We start from the raw sequence: 21,196 nt of genomic DNA on the forward strand, positions 1-21,196 counted from the left end.
GTGGCTAACTCCAAAAAGGACTTCGCTCTCGCGAAGTCCCTTTAACTACTATTTATGATAGCATATTTAGGAGAGGGTTTAAACCAGAACCGTAGCACCCATCAAATATTTGTCTACCTCGCGTGCGACTTCACGGCCTTCATTGATCGCCCATACGACCAGGCTTTGTCCGCGGCGCATATCGCCGGCAGCAAATACTTTGTCCACATTGGTTGTATATTTGCCATAAGGGGCTTTCACGTTGGAACGGCGATCCGTTTCAAGTCCCAGCTGTTCTACAAGCGTCTGCTCCGGTCCGTCGAACCCGATAGCAATGAACGCCATTTGTGCCGGGAAAGCCTTTTCCGTGCCCGGAATCGGTTGATATACTTTTCGTCCGGTTTCATCCACGATACGCTCGATCTGCACAGTGTGAAGTTCTTTCAGATTGCCTTCTTCATCACCAACAAATTTCGTGGTCATAATGGAAAATTCGCGTGGATCGCTGCCAAACAACGCTTTGGCTTCCTCATGAGCATAATCGAGTGTATACACATTCGGAAATTGCGGCCACGGGTTCGCAATCGGATCGCGCTGAAGCGGAGCTTTTTTATGCGTACCGAACTGGGTTACACTGCTGCAGCCATGACGCAAAGCAGTTGCGACGCAGTCAGAACCCGTGTCACCGCCGCCAATCACGATGACATCCTTGTCTTTGGCCGACAAGTAGTTACCGTCTTCAAGGCCTGAATCGAGCAGGCTCTTGATGGTCCCATTCAGATAATCCATCGCGTAATGGATGCCCTTAAGGTCGCTGCCCTCAATGTTGAATTCACGCGGCTTTGTTGCACCGCCACACAGTACGACAGCATCATAATCCTCCATAAGCTGCTTGGCCGCAATGTCCTTGCCAATCTCGGTATTGACCACGAACTCCACACCTTCAGCCGCAAGCAGATCCACGCGGCGCTGAACAACGCCCTTATCCAGCTTCATGGATGGAATTCCGTAAGTTAACAAACCGCCGATGCGGTCTGCACGCTCATACACAGTCACTGAGTGGCCCGCTTTGTTCAGTTGGGCAGCTGCTGCCAGCCCCGCTGGACCAGAACCAACAACGGCAACGCGGCGTCCCGTGCGCTTCTCAGGCGGCTCAGGGACAACCCAGCCTTCTTCAAAGCCCTTGTCGATAATCTCTTGCTCAATGGATTTAATCGTTACCGGCTCCCCGATCAAGCCTACTGTACACGAACCTTCGCAAGGTGCAGGACATACGCGTCCTGTAAATTCAGGAAAGTTATTTGTTTTGTGAAGACGCTCGAGAGCCTCTCTCCACAAGCCTCGATAAACAAGATTGTTCCATTCCGGAATCAAATTGTGGATCGGGCAGCCGGATGTGCCGCCGATCATATCGATCCCTGTATGACAGTATGGTGTACCGCAGTCCATGCAGCGTGCTCCCTGGGTCTGGAGCTCTTCTTCTTCTAAATGTTTATGAAACTCTTCCCAGTCTTTTACTCGTTCTGCCGGGCTCCGGTCTACCGGTAGCTGGCGCTGAAACTCCATAAATCCTGTTGGTGTAGACATACTGCTTTACCCCCATCCGTTCTATCCATGCTGATTACCATGTACAATTTATCATATCATAAATCATCCGACATCTATCGTCAGATAACCACAGAAACAGCATTCAGCCTGATTTATTTTTTCTTATTTAAACTAAAAAAATTTTTATCAGTACCAAAACCCTACTATTTGCGGCTATTTAAGCAGCAATGTGTATAAACATTAGAAATATAGTAGCATTTCGCTTTTCGCCTGTTAAATGGACTATATGCATGATCATTTGTATTATCCTACTATCCCAGGGTTCACAACATAGATAGATAGCTGCAGTCTATCCCTTCAATTGGTGCTCATTACTACTTGTGTTTTCGCTCATAAATAACAAACCGGTAAGTGTATGGATTTTTCTCATCTGTAATACCCGGGATTTCTTCAATAATCTGCCATTGATCCCAGTCCACCTCCGGGAAGTAAGTATCCCCTTCAAAAGACTCGTCAATGAACGTGCAATACAGACGATCTGCCTTGGGCAGCATCTTCTCGTAGATTTGTGCTCCGCCAATCACCATTAATTCTCCGTTGTTCGAATAAGCCGTAGCATCCTCGATATCGTGAAGAACGATCCCTTGATCCTCCGACAGCGTAAAATTCTCGTCCCTGGTAAGCACAATGTTCGTTCTGTGCGGCAGCGGTTTACTGCCAAAAGATTCCCAGGTTTTACGCCCCATCAGAATCGTTTTGTTCAAGGTTTTCTCCCTGAAAAAAGCCATGTCCCGCGGCAAACGCCACGGCATTGTTCCGTTTAAGCCAATCACCTGATCCTTGCCCATTGCCCATATCATGGATATCATGATAGATCATCTCCTTCCTTGCTCTGATAGATTGTCATGCAACAGATTCAAAGGAATTACACGGCTACAGTTGCCTTGATGGTCGGATGATATTGATAGCCCTCAAATTCAAAATCGTCAAATGTATAGTCAAAAATACTCTCCGGTTTGCGCTTAATAATCAGCTTCGGCAGCTCGTACGGTTCACGCTCAAGTTGTGTTTTCACCTGTTCCATATGGTTGGAGTAGATATGTACGTCCCCTCCGGACCAAATGAATTCACCAGGCTCTAGCCCGCATTGCTGTGCAACCATATGGGTCAGCAGCGCGTAACTGGCAATGTTGAACGGGAGGCCCAGGAAACTGTCCACAGACCGCATGGTCAGCATACAGGAGAGTTTCCCGCCCGCAACGTAGAATTGGAACACAAAATGGCATGGAGGCAGCTTCATGTTCTCAATCTCCGCCACATTCCAGGCGCTGACGATATGCCGCCTGGAGTCGGGGTTATTCTTAATTGACTCGATCACGTTTGCAATCTGGTCGATATGTTGTCCATCCGGCGTTTCCCAAGCCCGCCATTGCGAACCGTAGACCGGACCCAGATCGCCATTCTCATCCGCCCATTCGTCCCATATCCGCACGCCGTTCTCTTTGAGATATCGAATGTTCGTTTCCCCGCTCAGGAACCATAAAAGCTCGTGTACAACCGATTTAAGGTGAATCCGCTTCGTTGTCATTAGCGGGAACCCTTGTGAAAGATCAAAACGCAGCTGTCTTCCAAATACGGATAGCGTCCCGGTCCCCGTGCGGTCTCCCTTCTCTACACCATGATCCAGTATGTCCTGCAGCAGCTCCAAGTATTGTTTCATCTATAGTCACCTCACTAGAATCTCATATCAACAGTCTACCATGATCGTGGAATGTATGACACGCAGAAAATAACTCTGCATTTTACGATAATCCATACATTCGATCATCCGCAAAAAAACAAAAACAGGAGGCAGAAACCGCCTGCGCGTTCTCTGCCTCCTGGCCAAATATATAATGACTAAGGTAGTGTCCTAGAATTAACGGGAAATGATGTGGATCGGATGACCCATAACCAGTTCCGCAGCTTCCATTACGATTTCGCCCAAAGTCGGATGCGCATGGATAGTCAAAGCTACATCTTCAAGTGTAGCACCCATCTCAATGGCAAGACCAAGCTCAGCGATCAGGTTTGAAGCTTCCAAACCTACGATTTGTGCACCGAGGATAAGTCCTGTTCCTTCTTCGGCTACGATCTTCACAAAGCCCTCAGGATGGTTCAGGGATACAGAACGTCCGTTGCCTGCGTAAGGGAATTTGCCTGCTTTTACTTTGTGGCCTTTTTCCTTCGCTTGAGCTTCGGTGTAACCTACGCTGGAACATTCCGGATCTGTGAACACCACAGCTGGAATACATTTGTAGTCAACAACAGATGGCATTCCGGAGATCACCTCAGCAGCAACCTTACCTTCGTAAGATGCTTTATGAGCAAGTGCCAGACCGGATACGATATCACCGATAGCAAAGATATGAGGAATGCTGGTGCGACCTTGATGGTCGACTTTTACAAAGCCGCGCTCGTCAAGATCCATACCGATCAGATCCAGACCAAGCTCACCATCCGTATTCGGACGACGGCCGACAGTAACCAACAGGTAGTCTGCCGTTACTTCCTTCGTTTCACCGTTCACGGAGTATTTCACAGTAACTTCTTTATCATTCTGCTCAGCACTTTCAGCTTTTGCACCTGTAATAATCTCGATACCGGTTTTCTTCATGTTTTTCGTAACAAGGCTGGTCATGTCTTTGTCGAAGCCAGCCAGTACGCTGTCCAGACCTTCGATGATGGTAACCTTTGAACCAAATTTGGAGTACATTTGACCAAGCTCGGCACCGATGTATCCACCACCGATAACGATCAAACTCTTCGGTACTTCTGGCAGGTTCAGCGCTTCGGTCGAAGACAGGATGCGTCCGCCGAATGGGAAAGGCTTCAGTTCGATTGGACGGGAACCTGTAGCAATGATGCAGTTCTTGAAACGGTAACGCGGAGATTCATGATCGTTGAATACACGCGCTTCGTTTTCGTTGATGAACATGCACTCACCGTTGAAAACTTCAACTTTGTTGCCTTTCAGCAAGCCGGATACGCCGCTGGTCATTTTCTTAACAACGCCGTTTTTGAATTCCTGTGTTTTTGCAAAATCAACTTTTACATTCTCTACAGAAATACCGAATGCATCCGCATGCTTAGCTGATTCAAACTGATGAGCAGCAGCGATCAGCGCTTTTGAAGGAATACAACCACGGTTCAAACAAACACCGCCGAGCTCCGATTTATCAACGATCAGAACTTTTTGACCCAGTTGGGCGGCACGAATCGCCGCCACATAACCACCAGGACCAGCACCAATGACTAGGGTATCAATATCCAAAGAAGCATCTCCAACTACCATTAGTTACACCTCCATAACAAGCAGCTCAGGGTTAGCGAGCAGTTGTTTAATATAGTTCATAAAGTGTTGAGCTGTAGCACCATCGATGATACGGTGGTCAAAGCTCAGGGACAATGCCATTACAGGTGCCGCAACAATTTCACCGTTCTTCACAACCGCTTTTTCGCTGATGCGGCCGGTACCAAGAATAGCAACCTCTGGGAAGTTGATGATCGGCGTAAAGAACATACCGCCTGCAGATCCGATGTTCGTGATGGAAATTGTGCTGCCCTTCATTTCGTTAGGAGACAGTTTGCCTTCACGGCCGCGAGCAGCCAGATCACGGATGCTGTCAGCGATCATCCAGATGCTCTTACGATCTGCATCTTTGATAACCGGTACAATCAGACCGTTGTCTGTATCTGTAGCGATCCCGATGTTGTAGTACTTCTTGTACACGATTTCGTTCGCTTCTTCATCGATCATTGCGTTCAAAGCAGGGAATTGACGGCTAGCCGCAACGAGTGCTTTTACGATGAATGGCAGATACGTAACTTTTGTGCCTTTTTTCTCTGCGATTGGCTTCATGCGGGTACGGAAAGCTACCAGCTCGGTTACGTCAACTTCGTCCATGATCGTAACGTGCGGAGCTGTGTATGCCGATTTAACCATCGCATTCGAGATCGCTTTGCGGATTCCTTTGAATGGTACGCGTTCTTCTTCTGCACGAGTATCCACCGCTGCGGATGCTGCAGGAGCTGCTTTAGCTTCGGAAGACGCTTCTTGTGCAGGAGCCGCTGCTGCCTGGCCGCCGCCGTTCTTGAAACCTTCAACGTCTTCGCGTGTTACTTTGCCGTTATTGCCGGAGCCTTGTACTTGTGTGATGTCTACGCCTTGCTCACGAGCGAATTTACGCACGCTAGGTGTAGCCAAAACTTCACGGTTAGGTACTGCTGGCGCTGCCGCTTCACCGTTTCCGCCTTGCTTAGCGTCAGCCGGAGCATCTTGAGCCGGGGAAGAAGTTGTATCCGCGCTGCCCTTAGCTGCGTCGGCTTCTTGAGCGGCTTGCTCTTCAGCTGGAGCTTCTTGCTCAGGAATGTCGCCTTCAGCATCGATGATAGCAACCACTTCACCGACACGGCATACTTGACCGTCCTTGGCAAAAACTTCTTGAACCGTACCGTTCACGGGACAAGGAACTTCCACGACCGCTTTGTCGTTCTGTACTTCCATGATGATGTCGTCGTCTGTTACTTTGTCGCCTGGCTTGATATGCATTTTGATGATTTCACCTTCATGCAAACCTTCACCCAGCTCTGGAAAACGATATTCAAATTTTGCCAACTGAAAAACCTCCCTAGAAATTGCTGCTATTAGAAATTCAATACTTTATTTACGGTTTCAACGATACGCGCTGGAGTAGGCAGCCAAGTGTCCTCGATTTGTGCAAAAGGATACACGGTGTCTGGCGGTGCTACGCGCAGTACTGGAGCTTCCAGATGCAGGATCGCTCTCTCGTTGATTTGAGCGATAACTTCCGCGGCAACGCCGGCGGATTTTTGCGCTTCTTGAACCACGATGGCACGGTTGGTTTTCTTCACCGAAGCAAGCACGGTATCGATATCGATTGGAGCGATGGTTCGCAAATCGATGATTTCGGCCTTGATTCCGTTCTTCTCAAGCTCATCAGCAGCTTTTGTTGCTGTGTGAACCATCAGACCGTAAGCGATAATCGTCACGTCGGTTCCTTCGCGAACCACATTAGCTTTTCCAAGTTCTACGGTGTATTCACCTTCAGGAACTTCAGCGCGGAACGCATGATACAGGTTCAAGTGCTCCATGAAGAATACAGGGTCATTGTCGCGGATTGCCGCGATCATGAGTCCTTTTGCATCATAAGGATTGGAAGGCACTACAACTTTAATACCCGGGGTTTGCGTGATGAAACCTTCCAGTGCATCGGTATGCAGTTCTGCCGCTTTAACCCCGCCGCCAAACGGCGTACGGAATACGATCGGAGAATGGTAACGTCCGCCGGAACGGTAACGCATGCGCGCTGCTTGAACCACGATTTGGTCAAGAGCTTCAAAGATAAATCCAACGAATTGGATTTCAGCGATCGGGCGGAAGCCCTGGATACCGAGACCTACTGCCAAACCACCGATAGCGGACTCGGCCAGCGGCGTATCGAATACGCGCTCTTCCCCGAATTCTTTTTGAAGGCCTTCCGTTACACGGAAAACACCGCCGACATTACCCACGTCTTCACCGAAGATGACAACGTTAGGGTCACGGCTCAATTCAACGCGCATGGCGTCGCGAATCGCTTCTTTCATGTTCATTTGTGCCATTGCTTCATTTCCTCCTTAAGAAATACAGTTGACTAAACTTCCATTGTTAAGCCTTAAAGCGGCTAAATATATATCGAAACGTTATATAAAGACCTGCTGCACCCATGACAAAACCGGATGATTATCCCAGGATCAACCTATGACAATCATCGGCCCGTCATTTTTATTGAAAATCAGCTTTTTGCTCTTCAAGATGCTTAGGTGTTTGTTCGAACATGCTGTCGATCAAACCAGGTACTGTCATTTTTTCCGTTTGTTCTGCTTTTTTGATTTGCTCGTTGACTTTCGCTTTCGCTTCGTCTTTTACGCGAGCTGTATCTTCTTCAGTCCACAGACCTTTTTGCTCAAGGTATTTCGCAAGGCGTGCGATTGGATCCTTCTCGTTCCACTCGCCTTCCTCTTCCTTCGTACGATATTTGGAAGCATCATCAGACAGGGAATGCGGACGGAAACGGTAAGTTACCGCTTCGATCAGAGTTGCACCTTCGCCGTTGCGACCACGCTCTGCAGCATCGCGAACCGCCTTGATGACTGCCAGAACGTCCATACCGTCGACCTTCACGCCCTTGATACCAGCTGCAACTGCTTTATGAGCGATAGACAATGCTGCCGTCTGCTTGGAGAACGGAGTTGTAATCGCGTAGCCGTTGTTTTGCACAAAGAAGATAACAGGCAATTTATACACGCCTGCATAGTTCAATCCTTCGTAGAAGTCGCCTTCCGAAGAACCGCCGTCACCGGTGTACGTGATAACGACTTGCTTCTGCTTTTTCAATTTATAACCCATAGCAATACCCATTGCGTGCAGAATTTGAGCACCAATGATAATCTGAGGCATTAATACGTTAACACCCTCTGGAATTTGTCCGCCATGCTGATGTCCACGGGAATACAAGAAAGCTTGATAAAGCGGAAGTCCATGCCATACGATTTGCGGCATATCGCGGTAGCCTGGGCATACGAAGTCGTCTTTCTCAAGCGCGAACTCACTGCCAACCATTGTTGCTTCTTGACCGGATACAGGTGCATAGAAACCGAGACGTCCTTGACGGCCGAGATTCACGGCGCGGTCGTCCCAAGTACGGGTAAATACCATACGGTACATAATTTCTTTCAGCTGATCGTCTGACAATTCAGGCAGAAGATCTTTGTTTACGATTTTGCCATCCGGGGAAAGTACAGATAGAGTATCTACTTCCTCGGTATATACTTCATAAGGAACCTTGGTCATTTTTTTCACCTCAATAAATATTTGAATATCAAGTTCCGCTGTTATAGAATTATTATACACCTGTTTTACTCCATTCGTCAAAGAAATGCGGGATAAAATTTCAGATTTCTTGACTTTTGTATGTATAACAGTTAATTGATAATACTATAACAGTATGACAAACATCATAGAACAGCAGACAACATAGACATGTCAGGGTAATTTTAACTTATTGTTTACTGCATTTCAAAAACTAACCCGAAAAAGGTGACGAATGATGACGAATGAACGTTTATTGAAGCGAACCATCGTTAAAGAAGTAATACAAAGCAAGTTTCTGCAGGAAAATCGGACACTGCGCATCTATCTTCCTCCCGGTTACAATGAAATTCTCAGCTATCCCGTTGTTTATTGTCAGGATGGAGAGGAATTTTTCAATTTCGGCCGCATCGCGACATGGGCGAACCAGCTCATTCTCGAAGAGGGCGTCGAGCCGTTCATCATTGTAGGCGTGGAAGTGAACACGAAAGTTCGCACAGAAGAGTATGCACCGTTCGGAAATCGATTCGACGCTTACCTTTCCTGCTTCGCCGAAGAGATTATTCCCTTCATTGAACAAAATTATCCTGTTCGCAGAGAGCCTTCCGAGCGTGTGCTCGCTGGCGATTCCCTGGGCGGAAGTGTCTCCGTGCATCTGGCCCTGCGTTACCCTCAGCTTTTTACAAGAATCATCAGCTTGTCCGGTGCCTTCTATGAGAAGTCCCAGGATATGATTCGGGAGGAAGCGGATTTGTCCTGGCTCGACATCTATATGATTGTAGGCTTGCAAGAGGACAACTATACAACCGATACAGGTGTCTATAATTTTGTTGAATTGAACCGTTCAACCAAGGCTCTGCTGGAGGAACGGGGTGCCCGGATATCTTATCTCGAGAAAGACGGGCGTCACCTTTGGGGCTTCTGGCAAAAAGAGCTTCCTGCTGCGCTTATGTACTTCCTGGGTTAATTCGAGTCGAGCACGACTGGCAAAAAAAGATGAACAATCGCGCATTTTTTATGGAATGTGCATTGTTCATCTTTTATGTTCAGCAGTCCGTTCTCTTGGTATCGCTTTCAATTGCTTTCGTCAAAAAAGCGGCTGACTCACCGCTTGTTCGAATAAGATTATAGCTTTTCTTCAATGATTTTGTCCAGTAAGATGTCACACCCGGCATCAATGAGCCGATACACTTCCTCAAAATTTCCGGTGAAATACGGATCAGGCACCTCGCGCAGCTTTTCATTCGGAAGCAAATCCATAAACTTCAGAATCGCAGCGTCGTTGCCCCCGGATAGTTTGCGCATATTCGACACGTTGGAATCATCCATGCCGATTACATAATCGAAGTTCGCGAGATCCTGGCTGACCACTTTACGCGCAACCATTCCTTCATAGCTGATACGCCAGCTGTCCAGCAGCTTTCTGGTTCCTTCGTGAGGAACGCTGCCGATATGCCAGTCACCTGTTCCTGCTGAATCCACGCTTACCTGATCCTGCAGCCCCCGCTGCACAATCTTATGACGCAGCACCGCTTCAGCCATAGGCGAGCGGCAGATATTGCCCAAACATACAAACAAGACGGATACCATAGTTCCCCTCTCCTTTACGATATAAAAATCGTCTTTCGCGTGTATTCTCTACCCACGAATAACGTTTGTTTGCATCTCCATTAACCCGAGCTTACTTCTTTTCCGCTGGGTGCCTGACCTATTCCACGGTGAAGCGACCTTCTCGGCAATCTCCATTTATAAAGCACCGATAGCATCCGGAACAGGATGACAACTGCAAATAGTGTGAGCAGCTGCCAAGTCTTGGTTGCGATGCCGAGACCGATGGCGACACCTGCAGCCATGGCCCAGACAGCATAGATCTCATCGCGCAGCACTAGCGGTTTGCGGCCTGCCAGAAGATCGCGGACCATCCCTCCGCCACTGCCTGTCAGGACGGCTGCCACGATTACTGCACTAAGAGGGTGATTCATCTCTGTGGCATATAAGGCCCCCTGAATCGCAAAGGCAGATAAACCGATCGCATCGAACAAGGCCTCCGTTTTCTTCCAGTGCTGAATCAAACCAAGCGGCAGCACAAACGCTACGAATACCGATATCATTGCCAGTACGATTAAATCCCCCTGACCCCACAGGGTGGTTACCGGCACGCCAATCAGTACATTCCTTATTATACCCCCGCCGAAGGCTGTGACTAAACCAAGCACCACAACCCCCAGAATATCGTATTCTTCTTCCATTGCTACAAAAGCTCCGGACATGGCAAACGCAATGGTGCCAATGATGCTGAATACGTCAAACACATGCATGTCCAAAATTCAGTTCCCCCGCTCCCCCGTCAATTTTACATATTACATTGTAGCCGTGCCTATCAAAATTGTGCAAGCATGAAAACTGCTCTATACTAGAGTTCAATGGCAATTCTCTCAAAAAAGGAGGAATTTACTATGAAGCATACCCGCGTCCTGATCTTTACAGGTGGGGAGTTGTCACCACGGTTTCTGGAAGAGATCCAGAACGGAGACTTCATTATAGGGGCAGACCGGGGAGCCCTTTACCTGATTGAGCATGGCATTCGACCCAACCTGTCTGTGGGGGATTTCGACTCCATTCCGCCAGAGCAGATGGAACGCGTAAGGTCCATGAGCGAGAAGGTGGTTGACTGTGACCCGATTGATAAAAATCTGACCGATACCGAGCTTGCCTTTGACCTGGCACTTGATAAATCCCCCGAATCCATATTGATTCTTGGAGCAACAGGCTCGCGCCTGGATCATACGCTCGCTAACATCCACATGCTGATTCGAGGACTGCAGCATCACATCTCATGTTCTATATTAGATGAGAACAATTTCATCACACTGACAGGCACGAGCTGCATTGTCGAGAACAAGGGGTTTACATATGTCTCCCTGCTGCCGCTCACAACGGAAGTGACAGGCATCCATCTTGAGGGGTTTGAGTATCCTCTCCATGATGCCACATTACGATTGGGACAATCCTTAGGGGTCAGCAATAAGCTGGCCGAAGATAAGGGGACGGTCCGGATTGAGGGCGGTTTGCTGCTCATCATTCAGAGTAAGGATGGCTAATCGTTACTTTTTTGTAATCTTTAATCGATAATTGTTAACAACTTAAATCGACGTTAAAAACCCTTGTGTATCAAGGGTTTTTATTCGTTTCGGAACTATTACATGGAACTATTTCTTAATATTTTGTAACTTTTAATGATATTTTAATAATTCGCTTTCATTTCATGTGTCCCAACGCTTTGCGCCAAATATCCAAAATATAGACGGTTTCAAATCTGATATACTCGGTTCATCGCAAAAACAAAACTGCTTGGAGGTATACAACATGAATCGACAGAATTGGATTAAGAAGGCCGTAGTAATCAGCTTGAGCGCTACATTGGGAGCAGGGGCAGTCCTTACGGTTGCACCGCCAGCTCCTGTAGAAGCCGCATCAGTAAGTAAAGGAACTCAAGTCGTTAACTTTGGTAAACAATATATGGGGACACCTTATAAATTCGGAGCATCCACGTCCACTACAAGTGTATTTGACTGCTCATCCTTCATGAAACATATTTTCAAGAAATACGGAGTAAACCTTCCACGTACATCAGCTGCCCAATCCAAAGTTGGCACAGCGGTATCAAAATCTAACTTGAAAGCAGGCGATTTGGTATTTTTCTCAAGCGGAAGCCGTGCCAATGGTAGCAACGTAACTCACGTTGCTGTCTACATGGGTAATAACAAAATTCTGCACACCTACGGCAAACCGGGTGTAACAATCTCCAGCCTGACAGGCAACTGGAGCAAAACGTACCTGAAAGCTCGTCGCGTACTGTAGTTTAATACTATCTATCAGAATAATGAAGACCGTCTTCCACTCAAGGAAGACGGTCTTTTGTGTTTGCATCGATCTCATCCTGGGATAAGAGTTTATATCCGATTCCCCGAATGGTACGCAGCAGTTTAGGCCTGCGTCCTTTATCGATTTTTTCTCTTAAATGAAGAATATAAACATCGACCACATTGGTCCCCGTATGAAAATCATAATCCCACACTTCTCTTAATATGTCCTCTCGCGTACAAACCTGACCCTGCCTTCTCGCCAAGAACAGCAGCAGATCATATTCACGATGAGTAAGTGCAAGCGTTTCATTCTCCCGGGTGACATTTCGGCATAAAGGGTCAATGGCTAGATCTCCGATGCGAATGATCTCATCCTGCTCCTTGCGACCTGTCTGAAAGAGTCTCAACAGATTGGAAATCCGCGCCAACAATTCCCTGGTGTCCCATTCATTCGGAATATAGTCGTGGGCACCAGACTCCAGCGCTTGAATAGCTTCATCAGAACCATCATTCCCAATGACGATAATAGGAATCTGCTCCCCTCTGCCTGTCAGCCGTTGCACAAGGTTAAAATGACTCATTCCCGGCAGCTTGCTATCCATGAGCAGCAAGTCAGCGTTTGTGCGCTGTAACGCTGCGACCACCTCGGAGTAATTTAAAGCATGTGTCACCTTATAACCTGCTTGTCCGAGTTTCTCCATGAGCTGTTGAACCCGCTCTTGATTATCCGCCGCAATCAAAATAACTTTCTCCACGGGTTCTCCCCCGCTTTCAACACTTAATATTGTAAGTATGTCTATTTGTTCCTGCTTTCAGTCCTGTTTCAAATTTTTAACAGCTGTAACCAAAATCGTCTCTCAATCACCCTTATTTATCCAATTCATGCTGGGATCACCTACAATTTCCGTAGAATTACATCTTATCTTCTCATTGGATCTATTTTTATAATGGGATATATGAACACGAAAGGGGGGGGGCTTCTAACGCATCGCGCATATTGTTCGGAGGTGTAAGTCTCATCCGGTAATCAAGTCTGAAAAAGGGCATTTTCTTGAAATCGTTTTCATTCTTTTCAGCGAACCGCACGCCTTCGTCGGGTATCAATCATTTATGAAGGAGGAAAAATAACATGCGCAACAAACACGTAGCATGGCCCCTTGTTGTAACCATGCTAATATCCATTTTGTTTACGACTGCCGGGCCTGCCGTTCCCGTTTCGGCCGCAGGTGAAACCAACCTGTCACTGGGCAAAGCCGTAACAGCAAGCGGTCAGTCCCAAACCTACAGCCCAAGTAACGTCAACGACGGCAATCAGGGCACTTACTGGGAAAGCACGAATCAAGCGTTCCCACAATGGATTCAAGTCGATCTCGGCGCCAATACGAGTATTGACCGGATCGTGCTAAAGCTCCCCTCCAATTGGGAATCACGGAGCCAAACCCTGTCTGTGCAAGGGAGCGTGAACGGTTCAACGTTCACGAGTATTGTAGATTCGGCGGACTATGAGTTCAGCCCATCCGGGACAGGAAACGCGGTCACCCTCCATTTTGACGAGACAAACACCCGCTATGTCCGACTGAACGTTACAGGGAACACGACTTGGCCGGCTGCGCAGCTGTCCGAATTCGAAATTTACGGATCTGCCGACTCTCCGTCAACTCCTCCAACGGGAGACAATATCTCGATTGGCAAACCCGTAACCGCCTCTTCAAGCACATTCACGTATGTAGCATCCAATGCAAACGACAACGACATCCATACATATTGGGAGGGCGGAAGCAATCCAAGCTCTTTAACACTCGATCTGGGATCGGACCACGAGATTACCTCGATCGTATTAAAGCTAAACCCGTCGGCGGAGTGGGGAACTCGCACCCAAACCATTCAAGTGTTAGGGCATAACCAAGGTTCAACTAACTTCAGTAATCTGGTCTCGGCACAAGCTTATACGTTTAATCCGGCTTCCGGCAACTTGGTAACCATACCGGTCACAGCAACTGCGAAACGTCTGCAGTTAAACATTACGTCCAATTCCGGGGCACCGGCCGGACAGATTGCAGAATTCGAAGTATACGGCAAGCCCGGACAGAATCCGGATCTAACCATAACCGGTTTGTCCTGGACTCCTTCCTCACCGCTTGAGAATGATCAAATTACGTTACAGGCCATCGTGAAAAACATCGGCGGCGTTGAAGCTCCGCCTACAACCGTCAATTTCTACCTGAACAGCACGTTGGCTGGCACTTCTCCGGTAGGAGCGCTTGCAGCAGGAGCTTCCACCACGGTTTCGCTGCAGGCCGGTACCTATGCCGCTGCCTCCTATTCGCTCCGAGCAAAGGTCGATGAAAATAATCAAATCATCGAACAAAATAAAGAGAATAACAGCTATTTGCATTCCTCCCCACTGGTCATCGCACCTGTGGAAAGTTCCGATTTGGTAGGTACGGTACAATGGACTCCAACTACACCCGCTGCAGGTAATGCTGTAGCTTTTACCGTTAACCTTAAAAACCAAGGGAACAAAGCTTCTGCAAGCGGCTCCCATGCCATCTCAGTCGCGCTGAAGAATCCTGCAGGATCAACGATCCAAACCTTAAATGGAGCCTATAATGGCACGCTTGCTGCCGGTGCATCCACTAGCGTCACTATTCCAGGGACCTGGACAGCGGCAAATGGCAGCTACACAGTAACCACAACTGTCGCAGCAGATGCGAATGAAGCACCGGTCAAACGAGAGAATAACGTCAGTCAGGCCAATCTGTCCGTTGATTCATCCCGCGGCGCAAGCATGCCGTATACCCGTTACGATACGGATGATGCCGCCCAAGGTGGCGGTGCCATTCTAAAGACAGCTCCGACATTCGATCAAGCACTGACAGCCTCGGAAGCTTCTGGCCAAAGCTACGTAGCTCTTCCCTCTAACGGCTCCAACCTGGAGTGGACCGTCAGACAAGGCGAAGGTGGCGCTGGCGTAACCATGAGATATACGATGCCGGACTCGTCGAACGGCATGGGATTGAACGGCTCGCTTGACGTTTATGTAAATGGAGCCAAGAAAAAAACCATTCCGTTGTCTTCCTATTATAGCTGGCAGTATTTCTCCAGTGATCATCCTGAGGATGCACCGGGTGGCGGGCGTCCCCTCTTCCGATTTGATGAAGTACACTGGAAAATGGATACTCCGCTCCAGCCAGGGGACAAGATCCGTATTCAGAAATCCAATGCCGATAACCTGGAATATGGTGTCGACTTCATCGAAGTTGAGCCGGTTCCTGCAGCTATCGCCCGACCAGCCAATTCGGTATCGGTAACAGACCTCGGCGCTGTAGCGAACGACGGCAACGATGACCTTCAAGCGTTTGAAGCCGCGGTTCAAGCTGCTGCTTCATCGGGCAAAACCTTATACATTCCGGAAGGAACATTCCATTTGGGCAACATGTGGAAGGTAGGATCCGTTGGCAACATGATCAATGATATCAAGATTATGGGCGCTGGCATCTGGCATACAAACATCCAATTCACCAATCCGAATGCAGCGTCAGGCGGAATATCGCTTCGTGTCACAGGACAGCTGGATTTCAGCCATATTTACCTGAATTCAAATCTGAGGTCGCGTTATAATCAAAATGCCGTCTACAAAGGATTTATGGATAACTTCGGCACGAATTCCAAAATTCATAATGTGTGGGTAGAGCATTTTGAATGCGGCTTCTGGGTAGGGGATTATGCGCATACTCCGGCGATAATCGCGGATGGACTGATCATTGAGAACAGCCGTGTCCGTAATAATCTCGCGGATGGCGTCAATTTTGCTCAAGGAACAAGCAACTCAACCGTACGTAACAGCAGTATTCGAAATAACGGGGACGACGGACTTGCCGTGTGGACGAGTAACGTGAACGGCGCGCCTGCCGGCGTCAACAATACGTTCTCCTACAACACCATCGAAAACAACTGGCGTGCGGCAGCCATCGCATTTTTTGGAGGAAGCGGCCATAAGGCTACTCACAACCTGATTGTTGACACGGTTGGCGGCTCCGGCATTCGAATGAACACCGTGTTCCCTGGATACCATTTTCAGAACAATACGGGCATTCTGTTCTCCGACACCACCATTATAGGCAGTGGAACCAGTAAAGATCTGTATAACGGGGAGCGTGGTGCAATCGATCTGGAAGCATCGAATAATCCGATCCGAAATGTCACGTTTACCAACATCGATATACGGAACACCCAACGCAGCGCTGTGCAGTTTGGTTATAGTGGAGGCTTCCAGAACATCGTATTTAACCATATCAATATCGACGGCACAGGACTTGATGGAATCACAACTTCACGGTTCTCCACCCCACATCCGGGTGCGGCGATCTACACTTATACAGGGAATGGATCTGCGACGTTCAACAATCTCACCACACGAAACATCGCTCATCCTAATCTGTACTTCATTCAGAACGGTTTTAATCTGATCCTGCAATAAAATGCAGCAAGAGGAGGTGCCGTGAATAAGGCGCCTCCTCTTGTTTAGTTTCTACACCCATACTGTATTTTACATTTCTACACCCATGCAATTTTCGTCATTATCCACCGACGTATTTATGATAAAGCGTTCTGGCTTTGGCTAAATCCGATGTCCCATGGACCAGCGTTCTGCCGTCCCCGAATATAACGAGACGATGGGGATCTGCCTGATAGATGATCATGTACGGAGTTACGGTGGCTTTTCCTTGCTGAAGCCGGTTCAATCGATCGGCTACTTCGTGAAGGTCCAGCTGTAATGGTCTGGCAGGTCGGATCTGTACCGTATCTCTCCCGCATAACACTTCGCTTTTGTCCACATTCGCTGAGGTCAGGTATGGATAATCAGGATGCTCTCCGCACGTTGGACAATCTGATTTCTTGGCACGGTCCACGCCAAATTCCACCCGCTCATTGCGCCACAGGTCAAATGACAGCATCTTTTTTCTAAGGGCATTCCTTTGCCCTGACAACAGTTTCATCGCTTCCATCGTTTGATGGGCAGCTACGATCTGTACCGCTTGGGGGAGTATGCCGTTTATATCGCAGGTGTCCCCGCCTAAAGGAATGGTTCTGAGCAGACAGTTCAGGCAAGGGGTTTCTCCCGGCAGAAAAGTGTAACTCATTCCTGAACTTCCCACGCACCCTCCATAAATCCACGGGATCCCTAACTTAAATCCGATATCATTCACGATCAGCCGGGTTTCAAAATTGTCCGTGGCGTCCATTATCAAATCTGCGCCTTGGCAGAGGATCGACAATTCTTGGGCACGAACATCCATCACGATGCCATCAATGATACCATCCGAATTAATCTCAGTTAGCCGCTTAGCCGCTGCTATTGCCTTCGGGAGCCGGTCGATTGCATCCTGTTCGGTGAACAGCTGCTGACGCTGCAGATTACTCCACTCCACGTAATCTCGGTCGACGATGGTTACGTGCCCAACTCCTGCGCGAACCAGAGTCTCCGCCACGGCACTCCCCAGCGCACCCGCCCCAAGGACAAGCACATGACTGCTTGCAAGCCGCTGCTGTCCTTCGCTTCCAAAGGGTGCAAATCGCTCTTGACGGGAATAACGGTGCTCACGTTCTATCGAAAATGCATCGCTTCGGTCCGAGACCTGCGCAGCTGCTGCATCGAAAACCTGTTTGTTGTTTATCGGTCCCTCACGCTTATCACTGAATCCAGACATGACCTTTCCTCCTGATGAACTATTTCTGCATACAAATACCCATCCCCCATGAGGATGGGCAGCCTCATCGTATCTTAATATAACTTGGTATTCAGCGCCTTCTCCAGCATACTAGCGATGACGCAGAATCCAGGCAGCACTCCGTGCTCTCCAAGCCATTCCCCATAAAAGACCTTGCGCCTCCCGCGTTACCTGCTGCTCTATCGCTTCTTCGGCTGTTTCCCTGACAACGACGTCAATTATCCTATCCAACAGAGCCGGTCTACGGGATCGTTCTACACCGTATGCGTCAACCAATAGACGGAGCTGACGGGCACGGATTTGGGCACTTGGTAAACCTACCCTCTCGGCTACGTCATCATTTTAGCATATCACAAATGTACATGGATTAAGAACACTTTAGAACCCTGAAAAGGCACAGAGGTTGCCACCGATACCAAGAAGGACGAGCTGCAGTCAGCTCGTCCTTCTATAGGTAACCCCTTATTCAGTGCAATTCGATGAATGATACATCCTGCTGCTCTTAAGAATTCTGAGTAGACCAATCCTCTACGTTCCAGATCTTGGTCACCCAGTCCTCATAAAATTCAGGCTCGTGAGAAACCAGCAGGATAGTGCCTTTGTATTCCTTCAATGCACGCTTCAGTTCCTCTTTAGCTACAACATCAAGATGGTTTGTCGGTTCATCAAACAGAATCCAGTTGCTCTCACGCATCAGGAGTTTGCACAGGCGAACCTTCGCTTGTTCACCACCGCTGAGTGCCTTCAATGGGCGGGTAATGTGCTCATTCTTAAGCCCGCACCGGGCGAGCGCAGCACGAACCTCATGCTGGTTCAAGTGTGAGAATTCATTCCATACATCATCAATCGGCGTAATATTGCCCGCACGAACTTCCTGCTCGAAATAAGCAGGCACCAGGAAATCGCCTTGATATGTCTTGCCGGAGAGTGCTGGGATTTTTCCTAATATCGTCTTGAGCAGCGTCGATTTACCTACGCCATTACAGCCGACGATCGCAATTTTCTCTCCGCGTTCAATGGTTATGCTCATTTTGGGAAGCAAAGGTCTGTCGTATCCAATTTCAAAGTCCACGCCCTCAAACACCGTTTTGCCGCTGGCACGGGATTCCTTAAAATTAAACACAGGTTTAGCCGCTTCCTCTGGGCGGTCGATCCGCTCTATGCGATCCAACTGCTTCTCCCGACTCTTGGCACGACCGGAAGTGGAATAGCGGGCTTTATTCCGCTGAATGAAATCTTCCTGCTTCTTGATAAACTCCTGCTGTTTCTCGTAGGCATCGATATGCTGGTTCTTATTGATATCGGCCATTTCCAGAAACTTCTCATAGTTAGCTGTATAGCGAGTTAATTTCGCAAATTCCAGATGATAGATCACATCGACCACCTGGTTCATAAATTCGGTATCATGGGAAATCAACATGAACGCATAAGGGTACTGCTTCAGATATTGGGTGAGCCAGTCGATATGCTCTACATCCAAATAGTTGGTAGGCTCGTCCAATAACAATACGTTGGGCTTTTCCAATAGAAGCTTGGCAAGCAATACCTTCGTACGCTGCCCCCCACTCAGTGTAGCAACATCCCGGTCGAGGCCAATCACGGATAACCCAAGTCCGTTCGCCATCTCTTCAACCTTAACATCCAGCATATAAAAATCACCGATGTCCAGCTGCTCCTGAATCTCACCCATTTGCTCAAGCAAAAGCTCAAGCTCCTCTGGAGAGGCATCACTCATTTTATTGGTGATTTCCATCATTTCTGTTTCCAGCTGCAGCAGGGGCAAGAAAGCATCCTTCAGCACATCGCGAACGGTTTTCCCAGGTGTCAGCTTGGTGTGCTGATCCAGATATCCATAACGAACTTTCGGTGTCCACTCTACCTTGCCGCTATCTTTTAACAGCTGGCCAGTCAAAATATTCATTAGTGTTGATTTGCCTACACCATTTGCTCCAACCAGACCAACATGTTCTCCGGCGAGCAAACGAAAGGATACATTTTTAAATAGAGTACGATCCCCGAAATTGTGTGATACGTTCTCTACAGTCAATAAACTCATGGCTATAGTAACTCCTGTCTGTATAAAATGAACTTATTTCATGTTAATTTAGTGGATTGTACACAGTCAAGAGTTTATTGTATCACATCCATGAGTCCAGCCGAAACTACAACTTTCAGGGATTACAGAACACCGGGATTATAGCAGCTTTTCTCTTGATATCCAGCAGCGGCTGCTTCCTTGGCATTGGGAAACACTTCTTCTACACGATAATTGTATTGACAGGCATCTCGATAATAGTATTTCAGCCCTCTGCTATCTATACCCCCGAAATAGACGGGGGCTTTAACCAGTCTCCCACCCCCAAGCGCATAATTATTGTAGTACTGATCGCCTACGGGAATGCCTTGGATAAACGCCATAATACCGATATCGTCAATCGTGTTCACCCAATCCTCCCGGGATATCAAAGGAAGCGTGAATGTATACGATATACCATTCCGCAGAGCGATCTGATTATGTCTTTGGATGTAATAAGCAAGTTGATCTTGAATCGTGTTCATAATGGTAATCCGACGAACTTGCTCAAACATATCCTTATCATCCAGCAACGCTACACCGGTTTCACCGATCAAGTCCTTCCGAAACCCAGACTGCCAGCGATTAGGCCCGGACTCAAATACATGAACAAAAGAATCCAAGGTAAATCGGATGCTGTTTCCGGTATCATCGGTCCAAGCGTAAGGGATTTTCGGTGTCCATCTATGCTGCATGATCTCTTCGCCATGTTCACTCGAATAGGTCTGCGAAACATACAGATAATACCCGTCATAATCGAGGACAACCATCGCTGGAATGTACCACCAGAGTGCAGCCTGTGCAGCTGGATCTTCCGCAATCCCCATATTGACATATAATGTCCGGGCGAAGGAATCCAGCGCCTTCTCTTTATCGGCCCGCATAAATTTTAAGGAATCATAGGCCGACTCCTTCGCCTGTGTTTCGTTATCATTCAGCATCATTCCGCCATCTTGTACTGCTGTGCGCAGAGCTGCCGTGTATTTCATTTCCACATACCGGACATCCTCCAGGCTTTCAGACCGCATACCCATAATAAGAAACAATGGGAAAAAGATCGCAGTAAATAGGATGGCAAGATCAA

The 21,196-nt window shown here is 48.0% G+C and carries 17 protein-coding genes; 4 read left to right on the plus strand and 13 right to left on the minus strand.

The features are described 5' to 3' along the window. Positions 1 to 78 precede the first annotated feature (78 nt). The 7 genes from PGL02S_RS20775 to pdhA form a co-directional block, all read right to left on the minus strand. Entirely contained in the window at positions 79 to 1,566 is a 1,488-nt protein-coding gene (locus PGL02S_RS20775; RefSeq protein ID WP_006209707.1) for a glutamate synthase subunit beta, read from the minus strand. Between the two features lie 335 nt (positions 1,567 to 1,901). Beyond that, positions 1,902 to 2,396 carry a dihydrofolate reductase gene (locus tag PGL02S_RS20780; RefSeq protein WP_006209706.1) on the minus strand — a complete coding sequence of 165 codons (495 nt, stop codon included), beginning with the start codon at positions 2,394 to 2,396 and terminating at the stop codon, positions 1,902 to 1,904. A 56-nt stretch (positions 2,397 to 2,452) separates the two neighbouring features. Next, entirely contained in the window at positions 2,453 to 3,247 is a 795-nt protein-coding gene (gene thyA / locus PGL02S_RS20785; RefSeq protein WP_006209705.1) for a thymidylate synthase, read from the minus strand. A 198-nt stretch (positions 3,248 to 3,445) separates the two neighbouring features. Beyond that, the gene (gene lpdA / locus PGL02S_RS20790) at positions 3,446 to 4,861 is read right to left on the minus strand and encodes a dihydrolipoyl dehydrogenase (RefSeq protein WP_006209704.1); all 1,416 of its coding nucleotides are present in this window, start codon (positions 4,859 to 4,861) and stop codon (positions 3,446 to 3,448) included. A gap of 3 nt (positions 4,862 to 4,864) precedes the next feature. Further along, a complete protein-coding gene (locus tag PGL02S_RS20795; RefSeq protein WP_006209703.1) occupies positions 4,865 to 6,184 on the minus strand; it encodes a dihydrolipoamide acetyltransferase family protein in 1,320 nt (439 codons plus the stop codon). Positions 6,185 to 6,213: 29 nt separating this feature from the next. Continuing rightward, positions 6,214 to 7,191: an alpha-ketoacid dehydrogenase subunit beta gene (locus PGL02S_RS20800; RefSeq protein ID WP_006209702.1), complete on the minus strand. Its 978-nt coding sequence runs from the start codon at positions 7,189 to 7,191 to the stop codon at positions 6,214 to 6,216. 163 nt (positions 7,192 to 7,354) lie between these two features. After that, positions 7,355 to 8,422, minus strand: a complete 1,068-nt coding sequence (pdhA, locus tag PGL02S_RS20805) for a pyruvate dehydrogenase (acetyl-transferring) E1 component subunit alpha (RefSeq protein ID WP_036638211.1) — start codon at positions 8,420 to 8,422, stop codon at positions 7,355 to 7,357. 256 nt (positions 8,423 to 8,678) lie between these two features. On the opposite strand from pdhA, the gene PGL02S_RS20810 reads away from it, so the two are divergent. After that, positions 8,679 to 9,407, plus strand: a complete 729-nt coding sequence (locus tag PGL02S_RS20810; RefSeq protein ID WP_006209700.1) for an alpha/beta hydrolase — start codon at positions 8,679 to 8,681, stop codon at positions 9,405 to 9,407. A gap of 158 nt (positions 9,408 to 9,565) precedes the next feature. Here PGL02S_RS20810 and PGL02S_RS20815 read toward each other — a convergent pair whose 3' ends face one another. Both PGL02S_RS20815 and PGL02S_RS20820 read right to left on the minus strand, forming a co-directional pair. Further along, positions 9,566 to 10,030, minus strand: coding sequence for a low molecular weight protein-tyrosine-phosphatase (locus PGL02S_RS20815; RefSeq protein WP_036638049.1), 465 nt, complete (start codon positions 10,028 to 10,030; stop codon positions 9,566 to 9,568). Between the two features lie 80 nt (positions 10,031 to 10,110). After that, entirely contained in the window at positions 10,111 to 10,758 is a 648-nt protein-coding gene (locus PGL02S_RS20820) for a trimeric intracellular cation channel family protein (RefSeq protein ID WP_036638209.1), read from the minus strand. A gap of 138 nt (positions 10,759 to 10,896) precedes the next feature. On the opposite strand from PGL02S_RS20820, the gene PGL02S_RS20825 reads away from it, so the two are divergent. Beyond that, complete coding sequence (locus tag PGL02S_RS20825) at positions 10,897 to 11,541, plus strand: thiamine diphosphokinase (protein WP_036638046.1); 645 nt, start codon at positions 10,897 to 10,899, stop codon at positions 11,539 to 11,541. A 265-nt stretch (positions 11,542 to 11,806) separates the two neighbouring features. Further along, positions 11,807 to 12,301: a C40 family peptidase gene (locus PGL02S_RS20830; RefSeq protein WP_036638045.1), complete on the plus strand. Its 495-nt coding sequence runs from the start codon at positions 11,807 to 11,809 to the stop codon at positions 12,299 to 12,301. A gap of 40 nt (positions 12,302 to 12,341) precedes the next feature. On the opposite strand, the gene PGL02S_RS20835 is transcribed toward PGL02S_RS20830, so the two are convergent. Further along, positions 12,342 to 13,061: a response regulator transcription factor gene (locus tag PGL02S_RS20835; protein WP_036638043.1), complete on the minus strand. Its 720-nt coding sequence runs from the start codon at positions 13,059 to 13,061 to the stop codon at positions 12,342 to 12,344. Between the two features lie 374 nt (positions 13,062 to 13,435). Here PGL02S_RS20835 and PGL02S_RS20840 point away from each other — a divergent pair, with 374 nt between their 5' ends. Beyond that, on the plus strand, positions 13,436 to 16,786 hold the full coding sequence (locus tag PGL02S_RS20840; RefSeq protein ID WP_036638041.1) for a discoidin domain-containing protein: 3,351 nt from the start codon (positions 13,436 to 13,438) through the stop codon (positions 16,784 to 16,786). 100 nt (positions 16,787 to 16,886) lie between these two features. Here the strand turns inward: PGL02S_RS20840 and PGL02S_RS20845 are convergent, their stop codons facing one another. The 3 genes from PGL02S_RS20845 to PGL02S_RS20860 form a co-directional block, all read right to left on the minus strand. Beyond that, positions 16,887 to 18,017, minus strand: coding sequence for a ThiF family adenylyltransferase (locus PGL02S_RS20845; RefSeq protein WP_081742719.1), 1,131 nt, complete (start codon positions 18,015 to 18,017; stop codon positions 16,887 to 16,889). Positions 18,018 to 18,540: 523 nt separating this feature from the next. Beyond that, positions 18,541 to 20,094, minus strand: a complete 1,554-nt coding sequence (locus tag PGL02S_RS20855; protein WP_006209691.1) for an ABC-F family ATP-binding cassette domain-containing protein — start codon at positions 20,092 to 20,094, stop codon at positions 18,541 to 18,543. 122 nt (positions 20,095 to 20,216) lie between these two features. Further along, positions 20,217 to 21,196: hypothetical protein (locus tag PGL02S_RS20860; RefSeq protein ID WP_127502944.1), on the minus strand; the 980-nt coding region annotated here is incomplete at its 5' end.

It is taken from the genome of Paenibacillus glucanolyticus NBRC 15330 (assembly GCF_004000885.1).
Taxonomy (GTDB): domain Bacteria; phylum Bacillota; class Bacilli; order Paenibacillales; family Paenibacillaceae; genus Paenibacillus_AQ; species Paenibacillus_AQ glucanolyticus.

What these genes read in the sequence shown, in the direction of transcription:
- PGL02S_RS20775 (WP_006209707.1), bottom strand. Translation starts at nt 1,566, where the DNA reads ATGTCTACACCAACAGGATTTATGGAGTTTCAGCGCCAGCTACCGGTA.
- PGL02S_RS20780 (WP_006209706.1), bottom strand. Translation starts at nt 2,396, where the DNA reads ATGATATCCATGATATGGGCAATGGGCAAGGATCAGGTGATTGGCTTA.
- thyA (WP_006209705.1), bottom strand. Translation starts at nt 3,247, where the DNA reads ATGAAACAATACTTGGAGCTGCTGCAGGACATACTGGATCATGGTGTA.
- lpdA (WP_006209704.1), bottom strand. Translation starts at nt 4,861, where the DNA reads ATGGTAGTTGGAGATGCTTCTTTGGATATTGATACCCTAGTCATTGGT.
- PGL02S_RS20800 (WP_006209702.1), bottom strand. Translation starts at nt 7,191, where the DNA reads ATGGCACAAATGAACATGAAAGAAGCGATTCGCGACGCCATGCGCGTT.
- pdhA (WP_036638211.1), bottom strand. Translation starts at nt 8,422, where the DNA reads ATGACCAAGGTTCCTTATGAAGTATATACCGAGGAAGTAGATACTCTA.
- PGL02S_RS20810 (WP_006209700.1), top strand. Translation starts at nt 8,679, where the DNA reads ATGACGAATGAACGTTTATTGAAGCGAACCATCGTTAAAGAAGTAATA.
- PGL02S_RS20815 (WP_036638049.1), bottom strand. Translation starts at nt 10,030, where the DNA reads ATGGTATCCGTCTTGTTTGTATGTTTGGGCAATATCTGCCGCTCGCCT.
- PGL02S_RS20820 (WP_036638209.1), bottom strand. Translation starts at nt 10,758, where the DNA reads ATGCATGTGTTTGACGTATTCAGCATCATTGGCACCATTGCGTTTGCC.
- PGL02S_RS20825 (WP_036638046.1), top strand. Translation starts at nt 10,897, where the DNA reads ATGAAGCATACCCGCGTCCTGATCTTTACAGGTGGGGAGTTGTCACCA.
- PGL02S_RS20830 (WP_036638045.1), top strand. Translation starts at nt 11,807, where the DNA reads ATGAATCGACAGAATTGGATTAAGAAGGCCGTAGTAATCAGCTTGAGC.
- PGL02S_RS20840 (WP_036638041.1), top strand. Translation starts at nt 13,436, where the DNA reads ATGCGCAACAAACACGTAGCATGGCCCCTTGTTGTAACCATGCTAATA.
- PGL02S_RS20845 (WP_081742719.1), bottom strand. Translation starts at nt 18,017, where the DNA reads ATGTCTGGATTCAGTGATAAGCGTGAGGGACCGATAAACAACAAACAG.
- PGL02S_RS20855 (WP_006209691.1), bottom strand. Translation starts at nt 20,094, where the DNA reads ATGAGTTTATTGACTGTAGAGAACGTATCACACAATTTCGGGGATCGT.